The following is a 14,802-nucleotide window of genomic DNA, read 5'->3' as shown; positions in this document are numbered from 1 at the left end:
GGCCGAGGCCGCGCCGCGGTGGACGGCCGACCCGGCCCGGGCCCGCGGCCCCCCGCAGCTCGGCCTGCGGCCGCGGGAGCGGCTGCTGGAGGTCGACGCCGACGCGCTCGCCCGCGTCGCCGGCATCGACCCGGTACGGGCCCAGGACCTCCTGGACCGGATGCTCGCCTTCAGCCTGCCGGGCGAGACGCTCGACGTGATCGCCGCGCCCACCGGCCGGCCGGCGCAGCTGGCCGCCGACGGTTCCTGGGAGCTGGTGCTCGACCACGAGCGCCGCTTCCACCTGGACCGGGCCGCACCGCACGGGCACGACGAGCACGCGCGGCGGACCATGCAGCGGATCGGGGCCAAGAGCGCTCCCGACCATGCCGGCGGCCCGCACGTGGGGCGGCCCGCTCGGGCAGTCACGACCGCGGCACCCGGCGCCGTCCCAGCCGGACGCGGACGACTCCCTCCCGCTCGGTGCGGTCGTGCCGGGGCTGCTCGTGAGCGCCGCCGGGTTCGTGCTGCCCGACCAGCTCGGCCTCACCGGTCGCTCGGCGGGCTTGGTGACCTTCCTGCTCGTGCTGACCGGGGTCGGCATCGACCTGGTGGCCCTGCTCGGGCCGCCCACCACAGGCCCGTCGGCCGCCCCGCCCCCGGCGACGCCGGGGCCGGCTGAGGTGCCTGTCGCGCCGCCGGTGGCCCGGGTCCACCCCTGGCGCCGACCCGCCGCCGGGTGAGCGGTCGGAGCCGGCGCACGCACCCCCGGCTCGGGGCGGGCCCCACTACGCTCGGTCGCGGAGGTGGGTCGTGGCTGAGCTGCGGGCGCGCACGATCGTCGAGGCCCACCTGTACCTGGACCTGCTGCGCGCCGACGGCCGGCTCGGCGACGACGACCCCGGCGACCCCGGCGGCTGGACGATCCTCACCGAAGGGCCGCGGTCGTGGACCCTGCACGCCGACGGCGCCGGCGGCCGGTTCCACCCGTTTACCATCGAGATCCGCTACGCCGACCTGGCCGAGGCCCGGCGCACCGGGGCCCGGTTCGGGCCGGGCCGGTCGACGCTGATCGACGCGGGGGAGTGGCTGGAGATGGCCGAGGCCTACGTCGAGCAGGCCGTCGAGGCGGAGATGGCCGCGGTCGGGGCGCGGGGGGACCGGGAGCTGCCCGAGCAGGCGCTGCTGGCCTGGCGCTTCGCCGTCGACGTCGCCGCCGAGGTGCTGCGCTTCCTGCCCGACGCCGCCGACGAGTTGCCGGATTCGGCCTTCTGGACCGAGCGCGGCCGGGCCACCCGCCGGGCCGACCCGGATCTGTTCACCCGAGCCGCGCTCACCCACCGGCTCCAGACCTACGAGCAGTTGCGCGACGACTTCATCGCGCTCGTGGGGGAGCACTGAGCCCGGGGTCGGCTCAGTCCGTCGTGCTGAGAAGACGTTCTTGACCTCGGTGTAGCTCTCCACCGCGTGCGGCCCAAGCTCCCGCCCGGTCCGGACTGCTTCAACCCTCCGAACAGTGTGTGCACCCACACCCCGCTGTAGGAGTTCACCGCCGGCGCTCCGGCGTCGATCCGCCGGGCCGCCCGCAGCGAGCGCTGCGCCTCGCCGGTCCACACCGAGCCGGCCAGCTCGTAGACCGAGTCGTTGGCCCGGGTGAAGGCCTCGTCCTCGGGTGCCGAACGGCAGCACCGACACCGACCCTGCCGGCTCCCCGTCAGTCGTCGCGGGCGATCACCGGCCGGTGCGGGATCGTGCAGGTCACGCACAGCACCGCCAGGGACGAGACGAAGACCAGCGTCACCCACGCCCAGGGCCCGGTCATCGGGGTGCAGATGGCGCCGTCGGGGCGTTCGCGGCAGGGTCCCGGATGAGGACGCAGCACGACGTCGTTGCCTGCAGGTGGCGGTGCTCCCGCGGGTGCTACTTCTCAGGAAGTAGCGGATCGGTCTCCTCCGGTGGGACGCGGCCGAGGTGACGGCTGGTGATGCTCGGTCGCAGCCGCGGCGTCGGTCACGTACCTACCTCACGCGGGTCCGAAGGGATCACCCGACCGGGGACCGGCAGCTAGGCGGCGGCAGAGACCGCAAGAAGGAGATTCTTCGTGTTGGTAGTCCGACTTCCGGCCGTGTGCCGGACAGCTCAGGATGGGCCGCGGCCGTGACGGCGGAGGAGGATGCGGGGGACGTCCGAGCGCGTGCGCGCGTCCACGCCCACGCAGGCGGCGAGAGCAGGGCGCTGCGTCAGGCGGTGGCGAGGAGCGAGGGCGACGACGCCGCTGCGTACGTCGCCTTCGGTGGAGCTTCGCACCAGCTCTTCGGGCGCATCCTGCCGGAGTTGGATGAGTCGATGGTGCCCGTCCTGGTGATGCGTGGCGGCCTGACCATGTACACCGTGTACCGGTCGATGACGGCGTACCGGCCGTCCGGTGTGGTGGTACCCCACCGGAAGACGTTCCCGTCGGACGGGCTGCCGTCGATCACCTACCTCGACATCCCCTGCCGACGATCGGGTGGATGTCCCAGTTACCTCCTGCTCGATCCGATCGTCAACTCCGGGCAGACAATCGTTTCGGTCGTACGCAGGATCCGGGACCTCGTCGCCCGGCCGCGGTTCCAGGTGGCCACGCTGTTCCTCTCTGATCGCGGTGCGCGCGCGATGTGCGCGGAGGACCCGGACATGCAGATCCACACCATGTGGGCCGGTGTCGAGGTCGGCGCGGACGGGCGGCTGGTCGGGGTCCCCGTCGACAGCGGCGATTGCGCGTTCGGCGGGCGGGCCGAACGCGTCCGATGGGTCCGCGGATCGGATGATGCCGAACCCGTCGATCCGTGACCGACGATGCCCGGATCGTTGGTCGAGCGGGGGCCGGGGCCGCATTCCGTCCGGCGACCGACCGTTCCGACCTGGCCTGGCGCGTGCGGAGCCTGGTGACCGAACGGCTGGGCCGCGAGTCCACAGCGCTGGCCGACGTCTCCCGCACGATCGCCGTCCACCCCCGTACGCTGCAACGCAGCCTGGCCGACGAGGGTCTCGGCTTCGGCGAGATCCTCGACTGCGTCCGACGTCAGCAGGCCCGCTCCTATCTGCTCGACACCGATCTGCCGTTGGCCGAGATCAGCGCCCGGCTCGGATTCGCCGAGCAGGCCGTCTTCAGCCGATGCGCCCGGCGCTGGTGGGGCGCGGCGCCATCCCGGATGCGGCCGCCACCAGTCGGTGAGCAGCCCGTACCCGCCGAGGGGCGATAGCCTCCAGACAGGACCTGATCGTCGATGTGAGTGGCCGGTACCGTGGCCATCGCTGTCACCGCCACCGTCTCTGGGCGGCTCCGCGAACGATGGCGCTGCGGGGCACGGCGGCCACACCGGCGCGGTGTGCCCTGCCGAGCTGGGCACGACCCGTGACCCCGTCCGGCTGATCCCCGGCGACCCGCGCAGCTTCACGTCGCAGCCGACGGCCTGACGCAGCGCAGCCGGGATCACGAGACGACGGCAACGCAACGGCGGCACCCTGGCGGGTCGGCGCCGCGGCCGCACGGGCTATTGCTCCGGCCACTCACGCATTGTTAGCATCCTGGGCGAACCGATCGGACATCCGCTGCTGACGTTGCGCGGCGGGCGACCGCTCGGAGACCGAGGGCCGCTGGGCGTGAGGACGACCGTCCGGCACGAGGGCGCTGCGCTGCGCTGTGCGCGACGCCGTGCGGGCCCGCATCCGGCCATGTTCGCCATTCGCCACCGCACCCCGCGATCCCGGGAGTCGTCCGGCATGAGCTACCACGGTGAGACGCGCGGACGGGCGCACAGCCCGTCCGCCGATCTCGCCGTGCGGCTGCGGCTGTCGGCGCTCGACCGGACCCTGGTGCTGCTGCGGTGGGTGCTCTGGCTCGCCGGGTTGGTCGTGGTGCTGTGGATGGGGTCAGCACTGCTGACCCCATCCCCCGCAGCCGCGGCCGCCTCGACGACCGCGGCCACCGCCGGCCTGCTGAAGGGAGGCAGCAGCAGGCCGGCCGGCGGGAAGAACGGGACCCCCACGATCACCTTCGTCGCCGACTCGATCGGGACGTCCGGTTCGAGAGGCGGGTCCGACGGGGATATCGCCTCGATCTCCGGCAGCGTCGGCTACGTCGGGTCCGACAGCTCGGACGACTCCGACGAATGGTCCGGCTCCACTGACGACGACTCCGACGACTCCGACGACGACTCGGGTTGGGTTGAACCGGAGTCTTCTGCTTCTGGCGATTCGTGGTCGTCGGACGGTGGTTCTGCGGACGGTGGTTGGTCCGACGATGATTCCGACGATGATTCCGGCGATGACTCTGACGAGGACTCCGGCGATGACTCGGGTTGGGTTGAACCGGAGTCTTCTGCTTCTGGCGATTCGTGGTCGTCGGACGGTGGTTCTGCCGACGGTGGCTGGTCCGACGATGATTCCGACGATGATTCCGGCGATGACTCTGACGAGGACTCCGGCGATGACTCGGGTTGGGTTGAACCGGAGTCTTCTGCTTCTGGCGACTCGTGGTCGTCGGACAGTGGTTCCGACGACGGTGGCTGGACCGACGATTCCGACGAGGACTCCGGCGATGACTCCGGCGATGACTCGGGTTGGGTTGAACCGGAGTCTTCTGCTTCTGGCGACTCGTGGTCGTCGGACAGTGGTTCTGGCGACGGTGGCTGGACCGGCGAGGACTCCGGCGATGAATCCGGTTGGGTCGAACCGCAGTCCTCTGCTTCTGGCGACTCGTGGTCGTCGGACAGCGGTTTCGACGACGGTGGCTGGACCGACGATTCCGACGAGGACTCCGGCGAGGACTCCGGCGATGACTCGGGTTGGGTTGAACCGGAGTCTTCTGCTTCTGGCGACTCGTGGTCGTCGGACAGTGGTTCTGGCGACGGTGGCTGGACCGACGACGACTCCGACGACCGCCTGACGGTCCTCGAGGACACCGACGACGGGGAGAGCGTGTCGTCCGACGAGGGCGGGACGTTTGTCGAGGGTGGGTCGGAGGACGGTGGCTGGTCCGACGATGCCGGGGATTCCGGCGGGACGTTCGGCGAGGGCGGCGCGGACGATGGCGGCGGTGGGGACGGATCCGGGGGTGGGTCCATCACCCTCGTCGCCGGTGGCGGCGGTGGCGGTGGGTTCAGCTCCGGCGAGAGCGGCGATGGCGAGCAGATCAGCTCGTCCCCCGGCGCCACCGCGGGCACCGGCTCGGTCGCCGAGGTCAGCGCGGGCGAGGTCGGGATGCTCGACCCCAGCGTGGTCGGCAACTCCGACGACTGGTGGGACAGCGTCTACTCGGAGGGCGAGCCGCTCACCCCCGGGCCGGAGGCGGAGAGCGCCGCCCAGCTCGAGCAGGCCGTGGACAGCCGGATCGAGGCCGAGCGGGCCGCCGCGCGGGAGGCGTCGAGCAAGAAGAAGGTCGCCGCCGGAGACGCCACGGCCGCCGAGCACGCCGAGGTCGAGGCGGCGAACGAGGAGGCGCGGGACCGGGCGGCCGAGGACCGCGAGCAGCTCTCGGCGGCCGATGCGGACCTCGTCGACCAGGTGGTGAAGGGTCAGCAGAACCTCGCCAAGCGCGAGCGGAAGCTGGCCGCCGAGGAGAAGAAGGTCGCCGCGGGCGACGTCACCAAGGCCGCCCACAACCGCAACGTCGCCGCCTACGAGGAGCAGCGTGACGAGGTGTACGCGGCCACCCGGGAGCTGGCCGAGGCCACCGGCAACACCATGACCCCGGCGGGCGACACCGACGGCGAGGGCGCGGCGGCCGGCTGCGGCTCCAGCGGCGCGTTCGTCGCCTGCGCCTCGACGAGCGAGAACGCAAGCGGCAAACAGCGCACCGAGCAGTGTTCGGCGCTGGCCGGTGTGTCCGCGAGCTGCTCGGCCGCGAGTGCGTCCGGCGACAACGAGGGCTCGGCCTCCTGCGATCTCAAGGGCGCGGGGCAGGGCTGCAACAGTGCGGCGACCAGCAAGCAGGGTGACGAGGAGGTCGCGGCGAAGACCCGCTGCACGGGCGACGCGGGCGACTGCACGCAGCGCAGCTCGGCCACCGGGGCCGGGGCCACCTCCACCTGCAGCACCGCGGGGGGCTCCTGCGGCGGGGAGGTGAGCGGGCCGACCGCGTCGTCCGCGGACACCGCCCGGACCGAGGCCACCGTGCTGTGCACGGGTGCGTGCGAGACGGTCGGGGTCGCCGACCGGTGGAGCGCGCAGACGGCCTGCAGCGCGACCGGTGGCGGGTGCACGAGCACGAGCACGGGCCGCGCCGACAACGGCGGGGCCGTGCGGGAGGCCGTGGACGCCGAGCAGGACGCCGAGCAGGACGCCGGGCGGGTCGCGCGCGACGACGCCGAGCGCACCCGGGACGGGAGCGCGACGGCCCGCTGCGCGGCCGACGGCCTGTGCGCGACGAGCACGTCCGTGGACCTCGCGGCCGCCGACCGGGTGCGGGTCGACGCCGGGGTGAGCTGCGCAGCGGACTGCACGGGCAGCGCGACCACTCGAGCCGAGGGGGTGGTGGAACGCTCCTCGGCCCGGCTCGACGGGGACTCGACGAGCGAGTGCGCCGTGACCGGCAGCGCCTGCCGCGCCGGCTCGACAGTGGACGTCTCGGGCGGGGAGACCGGCCGCACCGCCGTCGTCGCCGACGGGGAGGCCTGGTGCGACGGGTCCGGCTGCGACGGTTCGGTGCGCACGCACACCAGCGGCAGCGCGGGGCGGACCGCGGAGGCCGGGCGGGAGGGCAACGGTCGGGCGAGCACCGGGTCGGGCCGGTGCACCGTCGAGGGCGACGGCGGGTGCGGCGCGTTCGCCGCCACCGAGATCCGCAACGGCGCCGCGTCGGATCGCGTGCGGTCGGCTGACGGGGGGACCGAGGCCGCGACCGACGGGCAGACCAGCGCGAACGACCGGAGGAACATCGCGTCCAGCACCTCGGGCGCCGCCGTCACCTGCAACCAGCCCGGCTCCTGCTCCGGCACCGCGGACGCGGAGACCACCGCGCGGATCACCGTGGGCGACGCGGTCCGGCAGACCGACGGCGACGCGGACTGCCGGGTCGCCGCGGGCAACTGCGGCGTCCAGTCCGCCTCCGAGGTCGGCCGGGCCGGGGGGCGGTCCGGTGAGCCGGTCGCGGAGAGCACGTCGTCGATGTGGGCGGAGTGCGCGGTGGTGGCCTGCCGCGCCTCGGGCTCGGCGCACACCGACGGGGCCGCCTCCGGTGACGTCCGCGGCGTGCGCGACAGCGACGGCGACGGCGTCTGCAACGTGCACGGCGCGGGCGGCAGCTGCGTGGCCCAGGCGCACACCGAGGTCGTGGAGCGGGACGCCCGCCTGCCGGGTGACGCCGGGCCGGTGAGCCGGTCGCAGTCGAGCGCGGACGTGGTGTGCGCGGTCGACTCCGTGCAATGCGGCGGGTCGGCCCGGGCCACCACCAGCGCCGGTGACACCGGCACCGGCCTGCCGCGGCGCTCCACCAGCGACCCCGTCACCTGCCGGGTCAACGGCGGTGGGTGCCAGGGGCACGCCGAGTCGGTGGCCTCGTCGGCGCCCGACCACGCGGTGATCGACCCGGCCAGCGGGCGTCCGGCGGCCGGACAGCCGACCAGGGGCCCGAGCAGCCTGTCCACCTCGGTCGCCGTCCTGGACTGCCCGCAGGGCTGCCGGGGCACGGCCACCGCCCGCGCGGTCGGCGCGGAAGGTGCCCAGGCCGGGGGGACCGAGGCCGAGGGCACGGCGCGGGCCGCCGACGGCACGGTGACCTGCCGGATCTCCGGTGGGGCCTGCGGCGGGCAGGCGGTCGCGATCTCGTCGGCCTCGCCGGGCGCCACCCAGATCCTGGCCCGCCAGCTCGGCACCGGCCCGTACACCCCGACCGACGGCGACGCCCCCGGTGGGGGCGGCCCGCCCGACAACGGCGACGCCAATGGTGGCCCCTCGGCGGGCAGCCGCAACGACAGCGACGACAAGCCCGCCGCACCGGCCCGCGCGACCTCGCGCGCAGCGCTGCCGGACGGCCCGTCGGCCGCCGCCTCGGCCACCGCCTACTTCGACTGCCCCAACGGCTGCACCGGCAAGGTGCTCAGCTCGGCCACCGGCTCGGACGGGGTGCGTGAGCGCGGCTCGGTCGGCCAGGCGGGCTGCAAGTTGAACAACGGCACCTGCACCGGCGGGAGCCGCTCGGTCGCCAGCTCCGACTCCACCGTCGCCGACCTGCTGCCCGCGCTGGGCCTGGGCGGCAAGGTGGCCGAGGGCATCGACGGCGGCCCGACCGCGGCGGTCGACCCGGACGGCGAGGCCCCCGCGCAACCCGCCCGCGACACCAAGCGCTCGGCGGCCGGGCCAGGCACGGCGGCGGGCCCGTCGAGCCTGTCCGACGCCCAGGCCCTCGCGGTCTGCGAGAGCGACTGCCGGGGCGGCACCTGGACGTCCACCACCGGCACCGACCGGGCCGCGCCCGGCGTGTCGAGCATGACCGGCGGTCCGGGCGTGCGCGGGCCCCCGTCGTCGTCCACGACCACCTACCGGTCCACCTGCGTGAGCGGCGCGGACAGCTGCACCGCCGAGTCGCGCTCGGGTGCCGCGGCTGGTGCCGGTGTCGCTTACCTGATGACCCGCAACGCCATGGAGGCGGCCGCGGGCATCGCCCCGACGTCCCAGAACGCCCGCACGACCCGGACGAGCAAGACCACCGCCGAGGAGGCCGCACAACCCACCACGCGGGCAGCGCAGCAGCTGCCGGTCACCTACAGCCAGTCCACCGGTTCCGCCCGGTGCGGCGGGACGGATTGCAAGGCCGGGGTCGAGGCCACCTCGACCACCACGGGCCTCGGCGACGCCGCGGCCAGCGACTCCACCACCCGCGGGTGGTGCGCCGGGGTCAGCTCCGGTTGCGCCCTCGTCGGGCAGGCGACCGCGTCCACGGCCGTGACCGGCCGGGGGCAGGCGCCGACGGTGGCCGGCACGACGCGGTCCGGCGCGATGATCCAGTGCGCCGAGCGGTGCCGTGGCCGGATCACCGGGGAGACGGTGGCGGTCACCTCGCCGGGTGGCGGCGCGGCCGGCACGATCGCGGCCGTCCGCGAGTCCCTCGCCGACGGCGCCTCGCCCAAGGCGGCGGCCCGCGCGGCTGCCACGGGCGGGACCAGCGTGTCGGTCTCCGGCGGGAGCACGGCCTGCACCGGCGCCAGGGCCTGCACGGCCGCCGTCACCAGCGGCGGGGTCGCCGCTGGCACGCAGACCCAGGCCGCGGTCGAGGCCCAGTGCGCCACCGAGCGCGGCTGCGTGTCCCGCACCTCCGGCGCCGCGGGCTCGGGCGGCCACTTCGCCACCGGCCTCTCCGGGTGCACCGCGACCGCCGTCGGCCAGTGCGGGGCCTCCACCCGGGTCGGTGCCTCCCCGGTCGGCACCGAGGCGTCCGTGGCCTGCTCCGGCGCCGGCACCAGCACCTGCCGCCACCGGGTCGCGTCCACCAGCGGCGGCCAGCAGGCCACCGCGCGGGCCGGCTGCTCGACCACCGGCACCCAGCGCTGCGCCGCGGTCGGCAGCGCTGCGACCACCGCCACGTCGGCCCTGGCCGGCGCCGCCTGCCAGGGCCCCGGCTGCTACCGGCAGTTCCGCGCGCACTCCGAGGCGTCGTCGGGTTCGGCGCACGCCTCGGCCACCGGTTTCGACTCCGGTACCACCGGCGGCGGCCAGGTCGCCACCACCGCGGCCGCTGCCTCCGGCGCCGGTTCCGCCCAGGCGTCGGCGTCCTGCCGGGGCACCGCGGGCACCACCTGCCGGCACTCCTACTCGGCCAGCGCCAGCGCTTCCGCCTCCGCCCCCGGCGCCTCCGCCTCCGCGTCGGCCTCCGGCTCGGGCGGCGGCGGCCACGGCGGCGGCGGGGTCGCGGTCACCGCCCAGGCCACCGCGTCCCCCGGCCATGCCTCCGCCTCGGCCTCCTGCTCCGGCGCCGCCAACTGCCGGCACTCCTACTCCGCGCAGGCCGCCGCCGCCGCCTCGCATCCCTCCGGCTCCCGGGCCAGCGCCTCGGCCAGCGGCTCGGGCGGCGGCGGCCAGGGCGGCGGTGGCGTCTCGGTGTCCGCGCAGGCCTCCGCGGGCCCGGGTTGGGCCGGTGCCTCGGCGTCCTGCTCCGGGGCGGCCAACTGCCAGCACTCCTACTCCGCATCGGCGTCCGCGTCGGCGAAGCACGCGTCCGGCTCGCACGCGAACGCGTCGGCCCGCGGTTCGGGCGGCGGCGGCCAGGGCGGCGGTGGCGTCTCGGTGTCCGCGCAGGCCTCCGCGGGCGACGGGTGGGCACGCGCTTCGGCGTCCTGCACGGGCGCCGCGAACTGCCAGACCTCCTACACCGCCCACGGCGAGCAGTCCGACACGGAACAGGGTCCCGGCGGCACGTGGAACGCGCACGCCGAGCGCACCTGCACCGGCGGTGGCGCGTCCGGCGGCGGCTGCATGATCAGGGCAAGGGCGGACGCGGGGCCGGGCGGCGGCTGGAGCGCCGAGTGCTACGGCGACTGCGCAGGCGCCGGGCCGGCCACGGGCTACAACAACCCACCGAGCGGGGTGCGCCTCGACGACAAGGGCAACCCGTACACGGTCGACCCGAACGGCGAGCGGGTCCCGGTGGCGGCCATGGGGCCATCGGAGCGCGAAGCGAGCCTGAAGGTCGGACCGGGTCGCACGAGGATCTACACGATCCAGTCGCCCGGGACGGAGCCCCGGACCGTGACCTGCGGCCCGGGGCCGGGGAGCTGCGACGTCCCGGTCGGCTCCGGCGGCGAGCGCGTCGTGTACGACGGCGACCGGGGCGGTTGGGTCGCCGAGATGCCGCACGACCCCAAGCGGCCGGACGGCCGGAAGGACACCGCCGTCGGCACCGCGGGTGTCGGCATCGTGGAGGACGCCAAGGGGAACCGCAGGGGCTGGGTCGACGGCACCGGCCGGGCCGACGACGGCTCGACCGGGGAGACCATCCGCTTCACCGAGCCGGCCACCAAGGGCCAGCGGCACACCGTCGCGTTCAGCAACCCCACCACCGGCGCACCGTTCGCCGCGCACTGCGGGGCGGCCTGCGCGTACCTCGGCGCCCCGGTGCCCAACGCGCCGGGTGTCGACGACTTCGTGCTGAAGTCCGGCACCGCGGACATCATCGGCCGCGACGGCGAGGGCAGCGGGGCGTCCATCACCTTCCAGGGCCTCGGCCGGTTCACCTCCGCCGAGGGCGACGTCACCACCGGCCTGCCCGGGCGGGACTGGGCCGTCGGGGACGTGTCCATCCAGACCCGCGACGCGGACGGTTTCGGCGGTTTCCTGGCGTGCGCCGGCGACTGCACGCTGACCAGCCGGGACAAGAACGCGGTCCAGATCCTCAACGGTTCCGGCACTCTGCAGTTCGACACCGCGACCGACCCGGGCATGGGCTGGTGCACCGGTGAGGGCTGCACGCTGTCGATGGCGCCGCAGGCCGACGGCAACGTCAACATGCAGCGGTGCACCGGGGTTGAGGTCGCCTGCAGCGCCACCCAGTTCTACCCGGACGCCGACGGCGAGGGCGGCGGCTCGATCTGCCGGACCGGCGGCGGGGAGGGCAGCAGTTGCTTCGGGTCGAACGTCAGCGGCGAGTGGGTCGCCTGCGATACCGAGAACTGCCGCACCGGCCTGCGGTACCGCACCCCGGACGGCGAGAACGGAGGCTTGTCCTGCCGGGCCGCCTCCCCGTCGGGCTGTCAGAGCTACGGCCAGGAGCCTGCGCTGGACTGGGGCGGCGACCCCACGCCCTCCTGGATGATCCAGATGGACCCGACCTACCAGCGGGTGCGCCCGCTGACCTCGCAGGAGGCGCGCAACGGGGCCAGGGGCGACGCCCCCATGCCCCCGCTGACCAGAACCGAGTACAACGAGCAGCTGACCCCTGACCAGCAGCGGGCCTACAACGAGGCGATGGCGCTGTCGCAGCCGGTGCGCGACCGGGCCAGCCTCATCTACCTGGGTGCGCAGAGCGACACCCGCCGGGGGGCCGAGGAGCACGCGGAGCAGCGCCCGGTGTTCGAGAAGCTGGTCGCCGATGCCGAGGCGGCCGCACGGGACGGCCTGTCAGCCGCCGAACGGCGGAGCCTGAACAGCCGGGCCGCGGAGCTGAACAAGACCGCGCCCGGGCTGCTGCGGGATTGGGCGGCCGCCCGCGCGCTGATCGACGGCATCGCCATGGTCACCTGGGAGCGGCCGGACATCACCAAGGCGCAGGCCGACCTGGGCAACTCTGCCGCGCGGGGGATCACCGCCGCCGGTCCGGAGGCCGCCACGGCCGCCGTCTCCCGGGCTCTCGACGAGTACGCGGCGAGCCAGGCCGCGCTCGGCCGGCAGATGCCGGCGGTGAGTGCGCTGAACGAGGACATGGCCGCATTGGAGCGCGAACGCGCCGACGTGATCGCGCGTGGCGGCTTCGCGAGCGAGGCGGAGCGGGACGCGTTCAACGCCCGCGTCGCGGACGTGAACGGGCGAAGCGACGACCTGCAGGACAGCATGACGCCCCTGCGCGACCGGGTCGAGCAGGCACAGGAGACCCTGCGCGCGTATGACATGGACTTCGCCGACGCATCGGGGGAGCCGGGTTACGCCGCGGACCTGCGGCAGGCCGGGGACTGGCTGAACACCGCCCGCCAGGCCAGCAACGCGGCTCGCGGAACCGAGGGCGCGCTGGCGACCGGCCTCGAGACCATCGAGGCCCTCGCCGCGCTGGACTACGGCCATGTCCGCGACTCCCTGTCGCAGTGGTCGGCCAGCCCGCTGCTCGACCTGCAACTGCCCTCGACCGGCAGGCCGGACCTGACGTACGCGCAGACCGCCGGTTACCGCTTCCTGACCGTTCGGGACGATCTGGTGCTGCTCGACGAGCGCAACCCGCTCGCTCCCGTCGTGGCCGAGGGTATGCCGGAGCAGCCCTCGGTGTGGGACTCGCTCAGCCCGGACGTGCAGGCCAACATCCTCTCCCGCCGGACCGCCCAGGACTGGGAGCGCAGCCTGCTGAGCACCGTGGAGGGGGTGTCCGGCGACCCGCTCTCCGGGTTGAAGGCGACGCTCACCGGCATCCCGAACGACGCGAGCCCGCGTGAGCTGCTCACGCGGGACGCGATGTTCAACGAGTGGTTCGCCGACAGCAGCGACAAGCCGGCCGACTACGCGGCCTGGACGCAGTTCCTGAGCAGCGACGATGAGCGCGCCCGGATCGACGCCATCTTCGAGGAGGCACGGCCGAGCTTGGTGGTCGACATCCTGAAGGGGACGGGCGACCACGTCGTCGGCGTCTGGTGCGGGACGGAGGACAACGCCTGCTTCGGCGGCGAGAACCCGGTCGAGGCCGGCATCAACGAGGGCGTTGGCGGCGTCATCGGGGCGATCGCGTACGCCCCGGCCGGCGCATGGGACGTCATGGTCGACGACACCCTCGAGCAGATCGGCTCCCACTGGACGTACAACATCATGGGCGAACCCGAGCAGCCGTACCGGCCGGGCGAGACGTGGGCCGAGTACGAGGCCAGGGTGCGCCCGCTGACCGGCAACCTGCTCTTCCTCCCCGGCCAGAACCTCTACAACCGGTTCCAGCCGGTCGTCACCGACTGGGACTGGTCGAAGGTCGCGCACGGCGATCCCTCGCAGGGACTGTACGGCGGGTACCTCGACGCGAACGGTGGGTTCGTCAGGACGCTGCTGCAGGACCTGTCCCTCCCGGCGATGGCCGCGTTCGGGGCCGGTGCCGGGCTCAAGGGCGTGTCCTCGGGGGCCGGCGCGGTCAAGGTCGGCCTCTCCACGCGGGCCCCTGCCCTCTCCGCGCTCGCCGGCCGGGTCGCCGCGGTGAGCACCGGGATCAACGGCCCGGTGACCGCGGTCGCGAACGCCGCGAACTGGACCCAACTGGCGCCGCTCCTGCCGTGGATCCACAGCGGTCGGGCGGTCGCCGGTGGCTTCGGCGCAGGACTGACCGCCGTCGCACCCCTGGCCACCCGCGCCGCGGGAGCCACCGCGGGGTTCGTCGAGCGGTCGCGCGCGGCCCCACCACGACTGCCGATGATCGACGCCCCCGTCCTGGACCTGGCCGGCGCCCGGGTCGGTGAGCTGGCCAGGACGGCGGGCATCGACGCGACCGCCGGGCTGTCCCGGGCGTTCGACCTGGCGGCCCCGCGGATCGACCAACTGGGCCAGGCGGCGATGGCCGCCGGGGAGCGCGGCTACCTGTCCGCTCTCGGGGGTAGCCTCGCCTATCGCAGGTTGGGCACCGACCGGACGGCCGGGCCGCTGGGCGTCAGCACGGCCTACCTGGCCGCCCTGGACCGGGCGGTGGAGCAGCCCGGCCTGCTCGGCGGCCGGCCGCGGGCGGTCGAGCGCGCCTACGACCGGGCGCTGGTCGACCAGTACGCGGTGCTCGACGCGCGGGGCGGCGCGACCGACATGGCGCTGGCCCGCGACCAGGTGCTCGCCCAGGTCACCTACCGGGCGATGCTGCACGGGCAGGTGTCCGTCGAGGCGAACCGCGGCGCCCCGGTGGATGGGGTGGCCGCCCAGATCGGTCGCGTCCTCGGCCAGCGGGTGACACCCGAGCAGATGCGGACCGCCCTGGCCACCGCTCCGGACCGCTTCACCGTCGAGGACGGGCCGGACGGATCGGGCCCGATCGTGCGTCCGGAAGCGGTCCTGCTGAGCCCGCAGGGGACCGTGATGATGTCCGCGGCCGGTGCCGACGCCGCGGGTCCGCCGGTCGACGGGGGCGGCGTCCCGGCCGCCGTCGCCGACGCGGGCAGCGGTCCGCCGGGGGTGCGCGACGGGGGC

Annotated in this window: 6 protein-coding genes and 1 pseudogene; 5 read left to right on the top strand and 2 right to left on the bottom strand. The window is 74.8% G+C overall.

Going from position 1 to position 14,802, the window contains the following annotated elements:
- The coding region (locus tag KIK08_RS31825; protein ID WP_214407015.1) for a hypothetical protein at positions 1–319 on the bottom strand (319 nt) is incomplete at its 3' end.
- Positions 320–470: 151 nt separating this feature from the next.
- Between KIK08_RS31825 and KIK08_RS31820 the strand changes: the two genes are divergently transcribed.
- Together KIK08_RS31820 and KIK08_RS31815 are read left to right on the top strand one after the other, a co-directional pair.
- Positions 471–722: a hypothetical protein gene (locus KIK08_RS31820; protein WP_214407014.1), complete on the top strand. Its 252-nt coding sequence runs from the start codon at positions 471–473 to the stop codon at positions 720–722.
- Between the two features lie 70 nt (positions 723–792).
- Positions 793–1,380, top strand: coding sequence for a hypothetical protein (locus tag KIK08_RS31815; protein WP_214407013.1), 588 nt, complete (start codon positions 793–795; stop codon positions 1,378–1,380).
- Here KIK08_RS31815 and KIK08_RS42315 read toward each other — a convergent pair.
- Positions 1,332–1,697, bottom strand: coding sequence for an aldehyde dehydrogenase family protein (locus tag KIK08_RS42315; protein ID WP_408004763.1), 366 nt, complete (start codon positions 1,695–1,697; stop codon positions 1,332–1,334). The genes KIK08_RS31815 and KIK08_RS42315 overlap by 49 nt on opposite strands.
- 439 nt (positions 1,698–2,136) lie before the next feature.
- Here KIK08_RS42315 and KIK08_RS40590 point away from each other — a divergent pair, with 439 nt between their 5' ends.
- From KIK08_RS40590 to KIK08_RS31795, 3 genes and pseudogenes are all read left to right on the top strand, one after another.
- Positions 2,137–2,811, top strand: coding sequence for a uracil phosphoribosyltransferase (locus KIK08_RS40590; protein WP_214407011.1), 675 nt, complete (start codon positions 2,137–2,139; stop codon positions 2,809–2,811).
- Positions 2,808–3,224: a helix-turn-helix transcriptional regulator gene (locus KIK08_RS40585; RefSeq protein WP_214407010.1), complete on the top strand. Its 417-nt coding sequence runs from the start codon at positions 2,808–2,810 to the stop codon at positions 3,222–3,224. The genes KIK08_RS40590 and KIK08_RS40585 overlap by 4 nt, the downstream gene beginning before the upstream one ends.
- A gap of 520 nt (positions 3,225–3,744) precedes the next feature.
- A pseudogene (locus KIK08_RS31795) lies at positions 3,745–14,802 on the top strand (hypothetical protein); the annotation flags it as partial.

This window comes from Pseudonocardia lacus (assembly GCF_018531445.1).
Classification (GTDB): domain Bacteria; phylum Actinomycetota; class Actinomycetes; order Mycobacteriales; family Pseudonocardiaceae; genus Pseudonocardia; species Pseudonocardia lacus.
This window is presented reverse-complemented; position numbering and strand designations above follow the sequence as displayed.